Genomic DNA, 18273 nt, shown 5'->3' on the forward strand with positions numbered 1-18273 from the left:
CCACCAACGGCACCGGAACCCCTGGAACCTCCGAAGACCCGAGAGACTCGACCACCGGCCCCTGCTCCAACACCACATGCGCGTTCGTCCCGCTGATCCCGAATGACGACACCCCCGCCCGCCTCGGACCACCCGTCTCCGGCCACGGCACCGACGACGTCAACAACGACACCGCACCCGACGACCAGTCCACATGCGGCGACGGCTCATCCACATGCAACGTCCGCGGCAACACCCCGTGCCGCATCGCCATCACCATCTTGATCACACCAGCCACCCCAGCAGCCGCCTGAGCATGACCGATGTTCGATTTCAACGACCCCAACCACAACGGACGCTCACGCCCCTGCCCATATGACGCCAACAGGGCTTCCGCCTCGATCGGATCACCCAACCGCGTCCCCGTACCATGCGCCTCGACCGCATCCACCTCCGACGCCGCCAGCCCCGCGTCCGCCAACGCCCGACGCACCACCCGCTCCTGCGCCAGGCCGTTCGGCGCCGTCAACCCGTTCGACGCACCGTCCTGATTCACCGCCGAACCACGCACCACCGCCAGCACCCGGCGGCCGTTGCGCACGGCATCGGACAGACGCTCGACGACGAGCACTCCCACGCCCTCGGACCAGCCCGTGCCGTCGGCCGAGGCCGCGAAGGACTTGCACCGCCCATCAGAGGCCAGCCCACCCTGACGGCTGAACTCCACGAACATCCCCGGATTGGCCATCACCGTCACCCCACCGGCCAACGCCAACGAACACTCCCCCGCCCGCAACGCCGACACCGCCTGATGCAACGCCACCAACGACGACGAACACGCCGTGTCCACCGTCACCGCCGGACCCTCCAACCCCAGCACATACGCCACCCGACCCGACACCACACTCGACGTCGTACCGGTCAGCAGGTGGCCTTCGAAGCCCTCCGGCGGGGAGTACAGGGGAGCCGCGTAGTCCTGCGCGATGGCGCCGATGTAGACGCCGGTCTGGCTGCCGCGCAACGACGACGGGTCGATCCCGGCGCGCTCCACCGCCTCCCACGAGGTCTCCAGCAACAACCGCTGCTGCGGATCCATCGCCAACGCCTCACGCGGAGAAATCCCAAAAAACTCCGCATCAAACTCCCCCACCCCCTCCACGAACCCACCCACACCAGACGCCGACACCTCCCCCAACACCCCAAGATCCCACCCACGATCCACCGGAAACCCCGACACCACATCCCGACCCGACACCACCACATCCCACAAACCCTCCGGAGACACCACCCCACCCGGAAAACGACACGCCATCCCCACAATCACCACCGGATCGGGGCTGCGGGACTCCGCCTCCTGGAGGCGCTGCCGGGTCTCCTGCAACTCGATGGTGACCCGGCGCAGATACTCGACGAGCTGCTCGTCATTCGCCATGGGTGAGCTCCTTGTCGATGAAGCTGAGGAGGTCGTCGACGCTGGCCGTGCGGAGCCGCTCGGTGACGTCCGAGCCGGGCGGCGGTGCCGGTGGGATCGCCGGTCGGACCGGCGGTTCCGGGGCGGCCCGGTCCTCGGGGAACAGCCGATCGCGCAGATGGCGGGCCAGGACCCCGGGACTGGGATGGTTGAACAGCAGGCCGGTCGGCAGCCGCAGACCGGTGGCGGCGCTCAGCCGGTTGCGCAGCTCGACCGAGGTCAGGGAGTCGAACCCGAGGTCCTTGAACGGCGTCTCGCCGTCGATCGCGTCGGCGGCGTCGTACCCGAGCACCAGGCCGGCGTGCGTGTGCACCAGGTCGAGCAGGAGTTTCTCGCGCTCGGCGGGAGCCGCCCCCTCGAGCCGCTCGCGCAGCGTGGGCCCAGCGGTCTCCTCGACCGGGACGGGCGTCGCGTCTCCTCCGGCCCGCGCGGGCGTCCCGTCCCCGGTCGACATGGACGTTCCGGTCCACATGGACGTTCCGGCCCGCGTGGATGCCGCGTCCCCGGGGTGCGCGGTCAGCAGCCCGCGCAGCACCGCCGGTGTCTCCCCGCCGCGCGCACGCAGCGCGCCCAGGTCGAACGCGGCCGGTACGGGAACCGCCTCGTCCCCGGCCAGGGCCAGGTCGAACAGGGCGAGCGCGTCGGCGGTCGGCATGGGCCGCAGCCCGGAGCGGGCCATCCTGGCTAGGTCGGCGGCGGCGAGGCCACCGGCCATGCCCTCCTCCTGGCGCCAGGGGCCCCAGGCGAGCGCGGTGGCCGGCAGGCCGTGGGCCCGCCGGCTCTGCGCCAGCGCGTCGAGTGCCGCGTTGGCCGCCGCGTAGTTGGCCTGCCCGGCGCCGCCCAGAGTGGCCATGACGGAGGAGAACAGGACGAACGCCGACAGGTCCGCGCCGGCGGTGAGCTCGTGGAGGTGCAGGGCGCCGTCGACCTTGGCACGGAGCACGGTGTCGAGCCGTCCGGGGGTCAGCTCGGTGATCACGCTGTCGTCGAGGACACCGGCGGCGTGCACGACGGCGGTCAGCGGGTGCTCGGCGGGGACGGTGTCGAGGAGCGCGGCGACGGCCGCACGATCGGCGACGTCACAGGCGGCGAAGGTGACCGTGGCGCCCAGTCCGGCCAGTTCCCGCCGCAGGTCCGCGGCGCCGTCGGCGGCGGGGCCGCGGCGCCCCGCCAGGATCAGGTGGCGCGTGCCGTACGCGTCCACCAGGTGCCGGGCCAGGGCCCGGCCGAGCGCGCCGGTGCCGCCGGTGATCAGGACCGTGCCTCGCGGGTCGGGCCCGTCCGGGACGGTCAGCACGACCTTGCCGGTGTGCCTGGCCTGGCCGACGAACCTGAACGCCTCGGGTGCCCGGCGCACGTCCCAGGCGGTGACCGGCGGTGGTTCGAGCGTCCCGGCGGCGAACAGCGGGGCGAGCTCGGAGAGCATGCGGCCGATCCGGTCCGGTTCCCGTTCGAGCAGGTCGAGCAGGTCGAAGGCGTGGTAGCGGATTCCGGCCGGGTCCCGGAGGTCGGTCTTGCCCAGCTCGACGAAGCGGCCCCCGGGGGCCAGCAGCCGCAGGGAGGCGTCGGTCGGCTCCCCCGCGAGGGAGTTGAGCACGACGTCCACGCCGCGACCGCCGGTCGCCGCCCGGAACCGTTCCTCGAAGGCGGTGTCACGCGACGAGGCGACCCGCCCGGGTGGCAGGCCGGTGGCGCCGTGCTTGGCCGGGGAGGCGGTGCCGTACACGTCCGCGCCGAGGTGCAGGGCGAGCCGGACGGCGGCCGTGCCCACCCCGCCCGCCGCGGAGTGGATCAGTACGGACTCGCCGCGCCGCAGCCCCGCCAGCTCGACCAGCGCGTGGTAGGCGGTGAGGTAGGCGATGGGCGTGGCGGCCGCCCGCGCGTACGTCCAGCCGTCGGGGATCGGCGTGACGGCCCGCCGGTCGGTGACCGCGACGGGGCCGAAAGCGCCGGAGAAGACGCCCATCACCCGGTCGCCCGGCGCGATCCCCGTGACTCCCCGTCCCACCTCGCTGACCGTTCCGGCCGCTTCGAGGCCGGGGAGACCGGGATCGCCCGGGTAGTGGCCCAGGGCGCCGAGCACGTCGCGGAAGTTCACCCCCGCCGCGCGTACCGAGACCCGGACCTGGCCGGGCGCGAGTGGTCCGTCCACCTCGGGGCAGGGCCGCAGGGCCAGCCCGTCCAGCGTGCCCCGCCGGACGACCCCGAGCCGCCACGGGACCCTCCGGCCGGACACCGGGGAGGCGTCCCCGTCGGGCAGGGGGAGCGAGCCGGGGCGCGGGGCGGCGGCTCTGGCCAGGCGCGGGACACGGACCGTGCCGTCGCGAAGCGCGAACTGGGGCTCCCCGGTCGCGAGCCCGGTCGGGAGCACGGTCGCGAGCCCAGTCCTGAGCCCGGTCGGGAGCACGGTCGCGAGCCCAGTCCTGAGCCCGGTCGCGAGCGGGTCCCCGGAGCCGTCGTCGGTGTCCACCAGCACCAGGCGCCCGGGATGCTCGGTCTGCGCGGAACGCACCAGCCCCCACACCGCGGCCTGTACCGGGTCGGCGTCCTGTCCCGCCTCGGTGGCGACCGCGCCGCGGGTCACCAGGAGCAGCCTGGCGTCGGCGAGACGCTCCTCCGCGAGCCAGTCGCGCACCAGCGCCAGGACACGCCCGGTGACGGCGCGCACGCCACCGGACCGAGGACACCAGGCGACCACCACCTTGGGCCGCTCCGCACCAGAAACCGAGCCGGAAACCGGACCGGGGACCGGACCAGGAACCGAGCCGAGGACCGGTCCGGGGATCGGAGCGGAGACCGGACCAGAGGTGCCGTCGGAGGACCGGTCGAGAGCTACGTCGAGGACCGGCGCACCGGTCGCGTCGAGGACCGGGCCGAGGGCCCCGGCGGTGATCGGGCCGTGGGCGAGACTCATCCCATCGACCACCGACCCATGGTCGAGGTCAGGGGCCGGGGCAGCGGTTTCGTCGAGAACCGGGCCAAGGGCGAGGTCCTCTCCCAGCGTGACGATCCGTCCCACCCCCACCGGTGACCCACCGGGCGGCACGGAGAGCCAATCAAGCCGGAACATCGCGTTCACCGGCGCCACCGAGCCGGGGCGGGCCGGGCGCAGCACCAGCTCGTCGATCGACAGGACGACCCTGCCCTCCTCGTCGGAGGCGGTCAGCGTGATCCCGCCGCCGTCTACGGGCGCCAGGCGTACCCGCAGGGTCTCCGCGCCGGTCGTGACCAGCGACGCGCCGCTGAAGGCGAAGGGCAGCTCGGGCGGTCCCTCACCGGCCGCCGGGCGACCGGCCCACGCGTGCAGGGCCGCGTCCAGCAGCGCGGGGTGCAGCCCGAAGCCGCCGCGCGGCAGGCCCCCCGGCAGCCTCACCTCGGCGTACGCCTCCGCGCCCTGATAGCGGACGGTACGCAGGCCACGGAAGGCGGGCCCGTAGGCGTAGCCGCGTTCGGCGAGCCGGTCGTAGACGGCGCCGGCGTCCTCACCGGCGTCTCCGGTGACGTCTCCGGCGACCGGCGGGATCGCGTCGCGCGTGATCCCCGCGTCGCACGTGGTGCCCGCGTCCAAGCCGGACGGCGTCGTCCCGGCCCGAGCGAGAGTGGGAGCGGGGCCCAGCAGCCCGGAACCGTTCCTCGTCCACTCGCCGTCCCGGGACCGGCTGTAGAGTGTGAGGGCCCTGCGGCCCTCGGCGTCCGGGGCGGCGACCACGAGCTGGACCTCGACGTGGCCGTCTCCGGGCAGCGTCACCGGTCGTTCGAGGGTGAGCTCCTCGACCCCCGGGCAGCCCGTCCGCGCGCCCGCGTGCCAGGCCAGCTCCAGCAGCACCGCCCCGGGCAGGATGACCGATCCGGCCACCTCGTGGTCGGCGAGCCACGGGTGGGAACGGCGGGAGAGCCGGGCCGTGAACAGCGTCTCCCCCGAGGCGGCCGACTCGACGGGAGCGTCCAGCATCGGGTGCTCACCCGCCGCGGCCCGCGGCGTCTCCAGCCAGTAGCGACGGCGCCGGAACGGGTAGGTCGGCAGCGGGGCGGGACGCGCGCCGCCGAAGAACGCGCCCCAGTCGACGTCCGCACCGCGCACGGCGGCCGTCGCCAGCGCGGTGGCCAGGGTCGTCGTCTCGGGTACGCCACGGCGCAGCACCGGCGCGAAGACCGCGTCCGGCGCGCATTCGGCCCCCATCGCGGAGAGCACCCCGTCGGGCCCGAGCTCCAGGAACGTCCGCACCCCGTCCGCGTGCGCGGCCCGCACGGCGTCGGCGAACCGGACAGGTCCGCGTACCTGGCGCACCCAGTGTTCGGCGGAGAAGTCGACCGGCCCCCCGGTCACGGTCGACACGACGGGAACACGCGGCTCCCCGTAGGTCAGTCCCTCGGCCACCTCCCCGAAGGCGTCGAGCATCCCGTCCATGCGCGGCGAGTGGAACGCGTGGCTCACCCTCAGCCTGCGGACCTTGCGGCCACGCGCCTCGAAGTGCGCGGCCACGCCGAGCACGGGCGCCTCGTCGCCGGAGACGACGACCGCGGCCGGGCCGTTGACCGCGGCGAGCGCGAGTTCGTGCTCGTGCCCGGCCAGCAGGCCGAGCATCTCCTCCTCCGACGCCTCCACCGCCGCCATCGCCCCGCCCTCCGGCAGCGCGCCCATCAGGCGGCCTCGGGCGGCGACCAGCGCGCACGCGTCGGGCAACGAGAGCACCCCGGCGACGTGGGCGGCCGACAGCTCTCCGACGGAGTGCCCGGCGAGGACGTCCGGGCGGACGCCCCAGTGTTCCAGCAACCGGAACAGCGCCACCTCCAGCGCGAACAGCGCGGTCTGGGTGTGCTCGGTCCGGTCGAGCAGCTCGTCGGGCACGTCGCCGAACACGATGCCGGCCGGTGAACGGCCGAGATGCGGCCGGAGCCCGTCCCAGACCTCCTCCAGCGCGCGGGCGAACACCGGATGGGCCGCGTGCAGCTCACGGCCCATCGCGTGCCGCTGACTCCCCTGGCCGGTGAACAGGAAGCCGAGCCCGCCGGAGGCCGTACCCGTGACCAGGCCCGGCGTCTCCCGTCCGGCGGCGAGCGCCGCCAGGCCGCGGTCGAAGTCCCGGATGTCCGCGGCGACCAGCGCCGCGCGCCGGGTGAACGTGGCGCGGGTGGTGGCCAGGGCGTGCCCGACGCCGGCCGGGGTGACCGCGGGATGTGCGGCCAGGTGCTCGCGCAGCCGCGCCGCCTGCTCGCGCAGCGCGCGGTCGTCCCTGCCGGTGACGATCCACGGCACCGGACGAGCCGCCTCCCCGGCCTCCGCACCCTCCCCGGCCTCCCCAGCCTCCGAACCCCCCGCGCCCTCCCCATGCTCCGGACCCCCGGCGTCTTCCCCGCGCTCCCCGGACTCTGGGCCCTCCGCGCTCTCCCCCTGCTCCGGGACGGCCGCAACCCGCGGGACCACCCGGACCTCTTCGCTCTCCGGAGGAACCGCCACAACCCGCGAGACCTTCGCGCTTCCCCCGGCTTCCGGAGCGCCGATTTCCCCAGTTCCCCGGGCTCCCTCGACTCCCCCGGCTTCCCCGTCGGCCTCCCGGGGCTCAGGGACCTGCGGTCCCTGCTCCAACACCACATGCGCGTTCGTCCCGCTGATCCCGAACGACGACACCCCCGCCCGCCTCGGACCACCCGTCTCCGGCCACGAAACCGACGACGTCAACAACGACACCGCACCCGACGACCAATCCACATGCGGCGACGGCTCATCCACATGCAACGTCCGCGGCAACACCCCATGCCGCATCGCCATCACCATCTTGATCACACCCGCCACCCCCGCAGCAGCCTGAGCATGACCGATGTTCGACTTCAACGACCCCAACCACAACGGACGCTCACGCCCCCGCCCATACGACGCCAACAGGGCCTTCGCCTCGATCGGATCACCCAACCGCGTCCCCGTACCATGCGCCTCGACCGCATCCACCTGCGACGCCACCAGCCCCGCGTCCGCCAACGCCCGACGCACCACCCGCTCCTGCGCCGGACCGTTCGGCGCCGTCAACCCGTTCGAGGCACCGTCCTGATTCACCGCGCTGCCGGCGACGACGGCCAGCACGGGCCGCCCCAGGCGCCGGGCCTCCGACAGCCGTTGCAGCAGCAGTACGCCGACGCCCTCGGACCACGCCGTGCCGTCGGCCGAGGCCGCGAAGGACTTGCACCGCCCATCCGAGGCCAGCCCACCCTGACGACTGAACTCCACGAACATCCCTGGATTGGCCATCACCGTCACCCCACCGGCCAACGCCAAAGAACACTCCCCCGCCCGCAACGCCGACACCGCCTGATGCAACGCCACCAACGACGACGAACACGCCGTGTCCACCGTCACCGCCGGACCCTCCAACCCCAGCACATACGCCACCCGACCCGACACCACACTCGACGTCGTACCGGTCAGGCCGTAACCCGCCGTCTCCCCCCCGGTCTCGTGCAGGCGCGGGCCGTAGTCGGTCGGCATCGCGCCGATGTAGACGCCGGTCTGGCTGCCCCGCAACGACGACGGATCGATCCCCGCCCGCTCCACCGCCTCCCACGACACCTCCAGCAACAACCGCTGCTGCGGATCCATCGCCAACGCCTCACGCGGAGAAATCCCAAAAAACTCCGCATCAAACTCCCCCACCCCATCCACAAACCCACCCACACCAGACGCCGACACCTCCCCCAACACCCCAAGATCCCACCCACGATCCACCGGAAACCCCGACACCACATCCCGACCCGACACCACCACATCCCACAAACCCTCCGGAGAGGACACCCCACCCGGAAAACGACACGCCATCCCCACGATCACCACCGGATCGGTGGAGGGCGTCGCGACGACCGGGGTCTCGGGGACGGCCGGTGCCGAGCCCAGGTGGGCGGTGAGGGCCGAGGGGGTGGGGTGGTCGAAGACGGCGGTGCCCGGCACCGGCCGCCCGGTGGCGGCGGCGAGCCGCTCGCACAGCTCGACCGACATGGCGGAGTCGAAGCCGAGGTCCTTGAAGGTCCGGTCCATCTCCACGGCGTCGGCCGCGTAGTGGCCCATGATCGCGGCCACCTGCGCGCGCACCACGCCCGCGAGGTCCCGTACCGGCTCGGGGGAAGTGTCATGAGCGGCGGGAAGGGACACGGGGAGAGACGAGGTGGCGTCGCGGGACGGTCCCGGGCCGGTCCGCGTGTCCAGCCAGTAGGGGCGCCGTTCGAACGGATACGTCGGCAGGTCCACCGGCCGCCCGCCGGGGAAGATCGTTTCCCAGTCGACGGAGGCGCCCGCGACCTGCGCCTCGGCCAGTGAGGCCAGGAAGCGGTCCGTGCCGCCCTCGTCGCGGCGGAGGGTGCCGACGACCGCGCCCCCGGCCCCGAGGGTGTCCCGGACGGCCCCGGTGAGCAGCGGGTGCGGGCTCACCTCGACGAAGAGGTCGTGTCCCGCGGCCTCCAGTGCGCGGACCGTCTCCTCGAAGCGGACCCGCCGCCGCAGGTTGAGGTACCAGTAGGAGGCGTCCAGCCGGTGGGTTTCCAGCGGCCCGGCCGTGACGGTGGAGTAGAACGCGACGCGCGACCCTCCCGGCCGGAGGTAGGACAGCTCGCCGAGCAGCCGCTCGCGTACCGCGTCGACGTGTTCGCAGTGCGAGGCGTAGTCGACCGCGACCCGGCGGGCTCTGACGCCGTCCGCCTCGCAGGCGGCCCGCAGCTCGTCGAGCGCGTCCAGGTCTCCGGAGACCACGACCGACGCCGGGCCGTTCACGGCGGCGACCGCGAGCCTCCCGGACGCGCGGGCCAGCCGCGCCAGGACCTCGTCGGCGGGCAGGGCCACCGACAGCATGCCCCCGCGCCCGGCGATCGCGGACATCGCCCGGCCGCGCAGCGCCACCAGGCGCGCGGCGTCGTCCAGTGACAGCGCGCCCGCCACGTACGCGGCGGCGACCTCGCCCTGGCTGTGGCCCACGACGGCGGCGGGCCGCACCCCGTGGGAGCTCCAGAGGGCGGCCAGCGAGACCATCTGGGCGAACAGCGCGGGCTGGACAACGTCGTCGCCCGTCAGGGGCTCACCGTCGGCCAGCCGGTCGATGAGGGAGAAACCCAGGTGGGGGGCGAACGCCCGGGAACAGTCGGCGAGCCGGTCCCGGAAGGCGGGGACGGTCTCCACGAGCCGGGCCGCCATCCCGGTCCACTGCGAGCCCTGGCCGGGGAAGACGAACGCGATCCGTCCGGCACCCGCCGTACCGGCTCGCTGGACGAGGCCGGGCGCGGGTTCGCCGCGTGCCAGCCCGGCCAGGGCACGCAGCAGCGTCTCGCGGTCCGGCGCGACGACCGCCGCGCGGCGCTCGAAGGCGGTCCTGGTGGTGGCGAGCGAATGTCCGAGGTCGGCGAGGTCGAGTCCCGGGTCGCGCTCCAGCCTGTCCAGCAACAGGCCCGCCTGCGCCCGGAGCCCTTCCTCACCACGGGCCGAGACCGGCCAGACGCCGGGAAGTTCTCCGCGTACCACGGGCTCCGCGCCGGTGGGGCTCACGGAGGACCCGGCGGTATCCGAAAGCGAGGCGGAGCCCGAAGAGACGGTGGAACCCGGGAAGCCCGTGGAACCTGGGAAGGGTGCGGGCCGTGCGGGGACCGGGCGCGGGGCCTCCGCGAGGATGACGTGACAGTTCGTGCCGCCCATGCCGAAGGAGCTCACACCGGCCACCCGCGGGCGGTCCGCGGCGGGCCACGGGCCGGTCTCGGTCTGCACCCGCAGGCGCAGCTCCTCCAGCGGGATGTCCGGGTTGGGCATCTCGAAGTGCAGGCTCGGCACCAGCTCGCCGTGGGCGACGCACAGCGCCGTCTTCACCAGCCCGGCGATGCCGCCCGCGCCTTCCAGGTGACCGATGTTCGTCTTCACCGAGCCGACCCGCAGCGGTGTCCCGGCCGTTCCCGTCGCTCCCGCGAAGGCCGCGCCGAGGGCCCGCGCCTCGACCGGGTCGCCGACCGGGGTGCCGCTGCCGTGCAGCTCGACGTACTGGACCTCCTCGGGGCGCACCCCCGCGCGGGCGTGGGCCCGCCGGACGACCTCTTCCTGGGCCGCCGCCTCGGGTGTGGTGAGCGTACGGCCGCCGCCGTCGTTCCCGGTCGCGGTGGCGCGGATGACGCAGTGGATCCGGTCGCCGTCCGCGAGGGCCGCGGCCAGGGGTTTGAGCACGAGGACGGCACCGCCCTCGCCGCGCACGTACCCGTCGGCGCGGGCGTCGAAGGTCGCGCACCGGCCCCGGGGGGACAGCCCGCCGAAGGCCGCGGAGACCTCGGCGCTGTCGGGGCCGATCATCAGGTTGACGCCCCCGGCCAGCGCGAGGACGGACTCGCCCGCCAGCAGGCTCTCGCAGGCCAGGTGCACGGCCACCAGCGAGGACGACTGCGCCGTGTCGACGGTGAGGCTGGGACCGCGCAGGCCGAGCGTGTAGGAGAGGCGGTTGGCGATGACGCCGCGGTGCAGCCCGGTCATGGCGTGGGGTGTGAGCGCGGACGCGTCCCGCCCGCCCGCGAGGGCCGCGTAGTCGTCCCAGATCGCGCCCGCGAAGACTCCCGTACGGCTGCCGCGCAGGCTCGCCGGCACGATCCTGGCCTCCTCCAGCGCCTCCCAGCCGAGTTCCAGCATCAGCCGCTGCCGCGGGTCCATGAAGGCCGCCTCCCTCGGCGAGACGCCGAAGAAGGCCGGGTCGAAGTGGTCGATCCGCTCGATGAACCCGCCACGCGGGCCGGCCTGACCGGGGCGGCCGCCGGGCGGCCCGGTGACGGCGTCCACCCCCTCCCTGAGGAGGGTCCAGAACTCCGCGGGACTCCCGGCCATGGGGAACCGGCAGGACAGTCCGATGATCGCGATGGCGTCGTGGCCGCTCCGCGCACCGGGATCGCTCATTCGTACACCTCACCCCCGTGAGAACACCCGCCCCCGCGGCGGGTCAGACCCCGCCGTCCCGCGTGAACGCGCCGTCATGCCACGTCAGCGGCGTAAATCACCAAGGCCCCCTTTGGTGAAAGATGATCTACAACACGCATAGTACGTCGCCGGATGAGCGAGTAAATGTCCGTCCTGTTACTTGTTATGGGGCGACCTGACTTGCCACTCGATGTGGTGATCACGGAGGGCGTGACCCCACTCTCCTCCTCCGATGCGGCCGATGGTCAGCGAGGGTCGTGGAGTTGACTGAAAGGTTGACAGGGAGCCGGAGCGACACCGGTTTCGCGTGGAGCGAACGCACACGTATTGACACACCGAATTACCCAGAAGCACACGTAATACCATTTACAGCGCCATCCATCATCACAGATAACTAATCTTGCCAAATACTACGAAAAATGTAAAAAATAACATTACAGCCATTAAAATGGGACACTCAACCCGTCGGCACGACGTATGGGACATCGCCCGCATCCGAAGGATCCACGGAGCAAGAGGAGTGCATCACTGCGTCACCACCACTCCCGGCCCGTTCCATCGCCGGGGTAAGTCAGAAACAGGCACCGAGAACGGGGCGGTGAAGGTGTTGCGGGGTGATCATGACACCGGTGACACGGGTGGCGAGAGCCAGGGTCGCCGGGACGGGGTTGTCGATGGAATCCTCGATGGCCGGATCGATGCCCAGCTCACGGAGGTGACGATTGAGCCGGTCGGGATCCGCGCCCTGCCTGTCGAGGGGAAACCTCGGGTTGACGTCGGCATCGGACATGATCAGAAACTATCGAAGCCGCGACGTCAGCCGGCGCCACACCAGTAGGCGAGTTGCGCGCTCGTACTTTTGACCACCTGTGGGACGGACTCGGGCTGCGGCCAGATCTGCAGCAGATATCGATCTTCCGCTCCCGAATCCTCGTCCATGTTCACGGCGTGGTAGCGCAGCCGGTACCACCCCGGCCCCGAGGGCAGGTCGGGCAGCTGGTGGACGTCTCCACCTCCCCACTCGCACAACAAGATCCGTCTGGCCTCGGACCGGAAAGCGACAGCCGGATCTCACCACCCCGTCCTGCCGCATGCAAACTTTTCCGCCGAAAGGCGCGTCTCACCTTTATGGGAATGTTGTTTCGCGGCACCGCCGCGGCCGTCGCCTTCTTCGTCGCAGCCGGGCCGGCCGCCGCCCACGCCGAGGCACCGGCCGGTCGGTGGAGCGTCGTCCACGACCAACCCCGTGACTCCTACGACGCGGTGACGGTGACGCCGGGTGGGGCGGTCTGGGTCGCCGGGACGAGGCGCCCGGATCGCGCGTCGAGCCGCACCGAGTCGCTCCTGCTCAAGGGCGGCCGTACCGCCTTCAAACGGGTCACCGGGCCGGGCTTCCGGGTGAGGCGGCTGGCGTCGGCGTCCGACACCAGGGTCTGGGCGTTCGGCTCGTCGCGGTACGCCCGGTGGGACGGCAAGCGCTGGCAGGTCAAACGATGGCGTCATGGCCGGGTCGATCGGGCGTACTCCATCGGCCAGAACCTGTGGGTCATCGAGAACTCGAACACGTTCCCCGCGGCCGGTGACGCCGGGTGGAAGGCGCGGTCCACGCTGCGGCGCCTGACCGGGTCGGTGTGGCGCAAGGTCGGCACGCCGATCGTGGTCAAAGGACTCGACGGCAAGTGGGCGGCGGGTTCGGCGCGGGGCAGGGCGGCCCTGGCCCGCTGGACCGGCACGGCCTGGCGCGCGGTCGCGCTTCCCGCGATTCCGTCCGCGCACTCGGGCCAGATCTCGGAGTTGACGGATGTCGCGGTCGACGGTGAGACCGGCCGGGTGATGGCCGTCGGCTGGGTCGCCTGGCCGTGCGGCGGTGCGAAGCGCTCCTTCTGCGGCGAGACTTTGCTGCTGTCGGGCTATCTGGGCGACTTCGACTTCGAGGTTCGTGGCGAACCGGGCATCCAGCCGCGCGCCCAGGCGGAGCCCGACGGCAGAGGCGGGGCCTGGGTCGTCTACGACGCCAAGGGCGGAGGCAGCGGGTTCCTGCACATCGGCACCGACGGTGTCGAGCCGGGCGCCTTTCCGGCTCCGCCGAACCGGAAGGCGTCCGTCCGTGACCTCGCCGTCCAACTGGGGACCGGTTCCGTCTGGGCGGTCGGCGCGGCACCTTCCCGCCGCGGCGGTTTGATCTGGACCTACCGCCGCTGAGCAGGCCGCGGCGATCCGAACCATGCCCGGTCGCTGCTGCCTCCGCCAGAAGCCGCCGCCGGGCTGGCGCGGAAACCAAAAGGCTACTTCGGAGCAGGTGCAGGTCGGCAGGTGTCGGCGCTCCGCAAAGGAAGAAATAAACCAGCCGCACAGAAAACTCCCCCACACCAGCTCCGCGGCCCCGGCGAGCGCGCCAACGCCGTGTCGAAGACCTGGCACATCCTCCGGAAACCACGCTGCCGCCCACTTCGCGCAGGTCGGCTGGTCAAAGCCGTCTTCGTCCCTCAGGCCCGCGAAACGGGATGGAACACGCTCAACTTATCCGCCGTCCACCGGGTAGCGGATGAAGATCTCGGCTCGCCGCGTCGCCGACGGCCGGTGGAAGTAGAGCAGCTCGCCGGGGGTGTCCACGCACTGGACCAGGCCGGCCAGCTCGGCGCCGAGGGTCTCGTCGATGATGAGAAGATCGCTCGTCGCCCCGCGGGCCACCACCTCCGCCGTCGCGGCGTCGACCGTGTCCTCCTCGACCACCACGAGCCGGTAGGTGACGGGCGCCGGCAGCCGGCCCTCGAGGGCCCGCGCGGCGACCTCGAAGCAGCGCATCGCCTCCACCCAGCCGATCCGCGGGCCAGCGGGGTTCATGGCCAGGCCGACGATCGACTGGATCGCCACTTCGGGCGCCTGGTGCTTGGCCATCATGTAGGCGAGGTTGCGGACCCAGTCGCCGTACATTCCGGCGTCTATCCCCCGGCGCCGCTGGTGGTAGGCCACGGCCGAGGCGTTGAACGCGAAGGCCAGTCCCGCCTGCCGCAGCCGATACCCCAGGTCGGTGTCCTCAAGTCCCCAGCCGAGAAACGCCTCGTCGAAACCACCGAGCCGGCGTAGGTGCTCGACGCGCACCGAGGCGTTGCAGGTGAACAGGAGATGCCAGCAGATGGCGAGCCGGTTCATGTTGCCCGAGAATTCGGCCAGCACCTGCTCGCGCGGATCACCCCAGGCGACGTCGGGCATGGCGTCGAAGGTGAATTCGCGGCTGAGGCGCTCCTCGTCGAATTCTCCGTCTCCGAGGTCGGGGCGGGGGCCGATCACGACGAGATCATTCCTGAGCCGGTGATAGCGAACGTGTTCGGCGAGATAGGTCGGCCCGACCACCGTATCGGCGTCGACCATGACGATGAGCTCCCCGCTGGCCTTGGCGATGGCCGCGTTGCGGGCGGCCGCCCGGCTCGACCGATCGGTGCGCGGAAGGTAGAGGTAGGTCAGATTGTCATGGCCCGCCAGCTCGGCGACCATCTCGCCGGTGCCGTCGGTGGAGCCGTCGTCGGCGACGACGAGCTCGAAGAAGTCGTCCGGATCGAGCACGCTGTGCGCGAGGGTGTACAGCAACAGGCGCAACTTGCTCCGTACGTTGAAGGCTGGAATGACGACGCTGACCTTCACGGAACCTCCTGTGAATGGGCGACAAAGGATGACCGGCACGGCCACGGACACGTCGAACGCCTTCGCGACCAGAATTATCAACCGTCCGCAAGTCCAGTGCAATGATCTCCGTATGTTCTCCCTGGATGAGTTCGGTTATCCGGTGAGTGTGAGCACGATCTCCCCGGATAACTTCGGGGCAGGGCAGAGGCCAGCGCCGGAAAAACTCCCCGGATAAGAAGGGGAGTCCGAAGGGTGACCGCGACCGCCTACCGGCGCCAGGCGCCGGCCTACCGGGAGTGGCTGCTCGCGCGGGCGGCCGGGCACGCGGACGCGTTCGCCGACCTGGTCGGCGCCGAAGCCGCCGTCACCGCCTGGCGTCGGCACTACGACCGTCGCCGGGTCAAAGGCGACCGGCACTCCAGCGCGCTGCGCAACACCTTCAACCGGATGCTCGGCTGCCTGCGGGAACGCAGGACCTACGACGAGTTCGCCACGGTCCCTCCATCGGATAACCAGCCAAGACCACGGGTGTTACCGCCGGACACCGTCGACGCGGCCTGATCGCCGGCCGACACCGGTTTGCTCAGGCGCACCTTCTCCTCCGCATAACCTCACGGGTCTCCGCTCGGCGCACAGACTCCTCGTCGCCAATGCGGACGCCCGCCAGGTCAGCAGCGGACCCGCTGAACACCTCTAGATGCATAGCGCGCACGACCTCGGCACCTATCCCGGTGGCGGCTCTGCCCCCCTCACATGTCTCCGGGGTCGCGACGATGCCGTACGCCAGTGAGCGGACATCGCCAGACAGTCCCCGCACATCGAGCCCCAGTGACTCGACGAGTGCCCGTTCCGCACCGCCATCCGATCAACCCAAGAGGAGAACGACTCGTCGGGCTGCGGCTCAACCGCCAACGCCAGGCGCCGAGGGAGGAACCCGACTCTCGTCTTCGACTCCTCACTCTCAAGATCCACGCTGCACTCTCAAGTTCGACGGCCCCAGACACAGTTGGACGAGTCCGGACAGCCCTGTTGACATATCAAATGAACGTTCTTTTAATTAGCGCATGGGGCGTATCGCGGGTGTCACCGCCACCGAGACCCGGGAGCGGCTGCTGCGGGCGGCGGCCGAGGCCTTCGCCCTGCGCGGCTACGACGGCACGCGCGTGGCCGACATCGCCGCGGCGGCGGGGGTGAGCAACGGCGCCCTGTACGCCCATTTCGGGTCGAAGGCCGAGTTGCTGGTGGTCGCGCTGCGCGCGCACGGGCCGCTGCTGCTGGCCAAGTTGTTCGCCGCCGACCCGGACCGGCCGATCACGGAGCTGCTGGCCGTCGTCGGCCGAGGGCTCCCGCGCCGGCGGCCCGACGCCCACGGCTCCCTCATCGTCGAGGCTCTCGTGGCGGCACGCCGCGACGAGGACGTCGCCCGGCCGATGCGCGACTACGTCGGCGAGCGCGCCGACTGGCTGGCCGGTCTCGTCCGTGCCGCCCAGAACGACGGCGAGCTGGACGGCGCGCTGTCGCCGGACGCGCTGTCGCACTTCTGCCTGCTGCTCGCGATGGGCAGCGCGCTCGTCACCTCCGACCTGCACACGGTCGACGACGAGGAGTGGGCCGCGTTGCTCACCCGTGTCGTCGCCGCCCTGGCTCCTGCCGACGACACCGCGCAGAAGGCCGACAGCACCGCGCAGAGAGGAGCGCCACGATGAAGGTAAGAATCGACTCCGGACGATGCCAGGGGCACGGTCGATGCTACGACCTCGCCCCCGGCCTGTTCGGCGAGGACGACGAGGGCTACGGGCACGTCGTCGGCGACGGCCTCGTACCGCCTGGCGAGGAGCAGGCGGCGCGCCTGGCCGTGGCGAACTGCCCGGAAAGAACGATCGAGATCCTCCAGGAGGCGCGACATGACCGTCGATGACCGCTTCGGCGAGCACGAGTTCCAGGAGAGGCTGCGAGACCGTCCCGACGGCGTGCGCAACGCGGTCGTCACCGGGCCGGTCTCCGACTGGGCGACCGACTTCTCCCACACCGAGCCGGAGTGGGCGGCCGACCCGTACCCGATCCAGGACGACCTGCGGCGGCGCTGCCCGATCGCGCACACCGAACGGTTCGGCGGCGCGTGGCTGCCGACCCGCTACGAGGACGTCGCGGCCATCGCCTACGACACCGATCGCTTCTCCTCCCGGTCGATCATCGTGAGCAACTTCCGGCCGCCGCCCGAGGTGGCCCCGGTGGGCGGCACGCCGCCGATCTCCTCCGACCCGCCCTTCCACCACGACGCGCGCAAGCTGCTGCTGCCGATGTTCACCAAGACGACGGTCGCCAGGCAGGAGCCGGCGACGCGGGCGTTCTGCCACTCGCTCCTCGACACGCTGGAGGGGCGGGACGTCATCGACGCCGCCCGTGACTACGCCCAGCACATCCCGACGCGCGTCATCGCCGACATGCTGGGCTTCCCGCCCGAGGACGGGCCGCGCTTCCGGGAGTTCGTCGAGAACGCGCTGGAGGGCATCAACCTGCCGCCGGAGGAGCGCATCCCCCGGATGGAGATGCTGTTCGACTACCTGCTGGCGCAGATCCGCGACCACATCGACAACCCGCGCGACGACCTCACGACCTACCTCATCAACGCGGAGCTGTACGGCAGGAAGCTGGAGTCGCTCCACGTGGCTGGCACGATGGCGCTGCTGCTCATCGCCGGCATCGACACCACGTGGAGCGCGATCGGCGCGTCGCTGTGGCACCTGGCCAAGACGCCTGCCGACCGCGAGCGCCTCGTCGCCGAGCCCGACCTGCTGCCGACCGCGATGGAGGAGTTCCTCCGGGCCTACGCGCCGGTCACGATGGCGCGGCTGGTCAAGGAGGACATGCACTGGAACGGCGTCGACATGAAGGCCGACGACTGGATCCTGCTGTCGTTCCCCGCGGCCAACCGCGACGAGGCCCAGTTCGAGCGGGCGGGCGAGGTCCTCATCGACCGCGAGGTCAACCGGCACGCCGCGTTCGGCCTGGGCATCCACCGCTGCGTGGGCTCGCACCTGGCCCGCATGGAGCTGCGGGTCGCACTTGAGGTCTGGCTGGAGCGGATCCCGTCCTTCAGCCTCGACGACCCGGCGGCGGTGACCTGGGCGACCGGCCAGGTCCGCGGGCCACGCACCCTCCCGCTCCGCATCGGCTGACCGCCCCCCGGGGCCAGCCCCCGGGGCCGGAACTCCGCTCACCTCCCGGCCCCGGCGGTGGTGCGTCCCGGGGCGGAAACGGTCACCTCCCGATGCGCGGCGGT

Annotated in this window: 10 protein-coding genes; 5 read left to right on the forward strand and 5 right to left on the reverse strand. The window is 71.9% G+C overall.

What is annotated here, in order from left to right; translation table 11 throughout:
- The 4 genes from ABT053_RS40105 to ABT053_RS40120 form a co-directional block, all read right to left on the reverse strand.
- Window positions 1–1411: type I polyketide synthase (locus ABT053_RS40105; RefSeq protein ID WP_350976732.1), on the reverse strand; the 1411-nt coding region annotated here is incomplete at its 3' end.
- Window positions 1401–11345, reverse strand: a complete 9945-nt coding sequence (locus ABT053_RS40110; protein WP_350976735.1) for a type I polyketide synthase — start codon at window positions 11343–11345, stop codon at window positions 1401–1403. The genes ABT053_RS40105 and ABT053_RS40110, both read right to left, overlap by 11 nt.
- Before the next feature lie 592 nt (window positions 11346–11937).
- Window positions 11938–12156: a DUF6461 domain-containing protein gene (locus ABT053_RS40115; protein ID WP_350976737.1), complete on the reverse strand. Its 219-nt coding sequence runs from the start codon at window positions 12154–12156 to the stop codon at window positions 11938–11940.
- A gap of 26 nt (window positions 12157–12182) precedes the next feature.
- On the reverse strand, window positions 12183–12395 hold the full coding sequence (locus ABT053_RS40120) for a hypothetical protein (protein WP_350976738.1): 213 nt from the start codon (window positions 12393–12395) through the stop codon (window positions 12183–12185).
- 105 nt (window positions 12396–12500) lie between these two features.
- Here ABT053_RS40120 and ABT053_RS40125 point away from each other — a divergent pair, with 105 nt between their 5' ends.
- Complete coding sequence (locus ABT053_RS40125) at window positions 12501–13568, forward strand: hypothetical protein (protein WP_350976741.1); 1068 nt, start codon at window positions 12501–12503, stop codon at window positions 13566–13568.
- A gap of 318 nt (window positions 13569–13886) precedes the next feature.
- Here ABT053_RS40125 and ABT053_RS40135 read toward each other — a convergent pair whose 3' ends face one another.
- Window positions 13887–15008 carry a glycosyltransferase family 2 protein gene (locus tag ABT053_RS40135; protein WP_350976743.1) on the reverse strand — a complete coding sequence of 374 codons (1122 nt, stop codon included), beginning with the start codon at window positions 15006–15008 and terminating at the stop codon, window positions 13887–13889.
- A 234-nt stretch (window positions 15009–15242) separates the two neighbouring features.
- Here ABT053_RS40135 and ABT053_RS40140 point away from each other — a divergent pair, with 234 nt between their 5' ends.
- From ABT053_RS40140 to ABT053_RS40155, 4 genes are all read left to right on the forward strand, one after another.
- Window positions 15243–15551 carry a hypothetical protein gene (locus tag ABT053_RS40140; protein ID WP_350976745.1) on the forward strand — a complete coding sequence of 103 codons (309 nt, stop codon included), beginning with the start codon at window positions 15243–15245 and terminating at the stop codon, window positions 15549–15551.
- 503 nt (window positions 15552–16054) lie between these two features.
- A complete protein-coding gene (locus ABT053_RS40145) occupies window positions 16055–16696 on the forward strand; it encodes a TetR/AcrR family transcriptional regulator (RefSeq protein ID WP_350976747.1) in 642 nt (213 codons plus the stop codon).
- On the forward strand, window positions 16693–16908 hold the full coding sequence (locus tag ABT053_RS40150) for a ferredoxin (protein ID WP_350976750.1): 216 nt from the start codon (window positions 16693–16695) through the stop codon (window positions 16906–16908). The genes ABT053_RS40145 and ABT053_RS40150 overlap by 4 nt, the downstream gene beginning before the upstream one ends.
- A complete protein-coding gene (locus tag ABT053_RS40155; RefSeq protein WP_350976753.1) occupies window positions 16895–18169 on the forward strand; it encodes a cytochrome P450 in 1275 nt (424 codons plus the stop codon). The genes ABT053_RS40150 and ABT053_RS40155 overlap by 14 nt, the downstream gene beginning before the upstream one ends.
- The last annotated feature ends 104 nt before the right edge of the window (window positions 18170–18273 follow it).

Origin of the sequence: Streptosporangium sp. NPDC002524, assembly GCF_040295985.1 — a bacterium.
In the GTDB taxonomy this organism is placed as follows: Bacteria; Actinomycetota; Actinomycetes; order Streptosporangiales; family Streptosporangiaceae; genus Streptosporangium.

What these genes read in the sequence shown, in the direction of transcription:
- ABT053_RS40125 (WP_350976741.1), top strand. Translation starts at nt 12,501, where the DNA reads ATGTTGTTTCGCGGCACCGCCGCGGCCGTCGCCTTCTTCGTCGCAGCC.
- ABT053_RS40115 (WP_350976737.1), bottom strand. Translation starts at nt 12,156, where the DNA reads ATGTCCGATGCCGACGTCAACCCGAGGTTTCCCCTCGACAGGCAGGGC.
- ABT053_RS40145 (WP_350976747.1), top strand. Translation starts at nt 16,055, where the DNA reads ATGGGGCGTATCGCGGGTGTCACCGCCACCGAGACCCGGGAGCGGCTG.
- ABT053_RS40155 (WP_350976753.1), top strand. Translation starts at nt 16,895, where the DNA reads ATGACCGTCGATGACCGCTTCGGCGAGCACGAGTTCCAGGAGAGGCTG.
- ABT053_RS40110 (WP_350976735.1), bottom strand. Translation starts at nt 11,345, where the DNA reads ATGAGCGATCCCGGTGCGCGGAGCGGCCACGACGCCATCGCGATCATC.
- ABT053_RS40150 (WP_350976750.1), top strand. Translation starts at nt 16,693, where the DNA reads ATGAAGGTAAGAATCGACTCCGGACGATGCCAGGGGCACGGTCGATGC.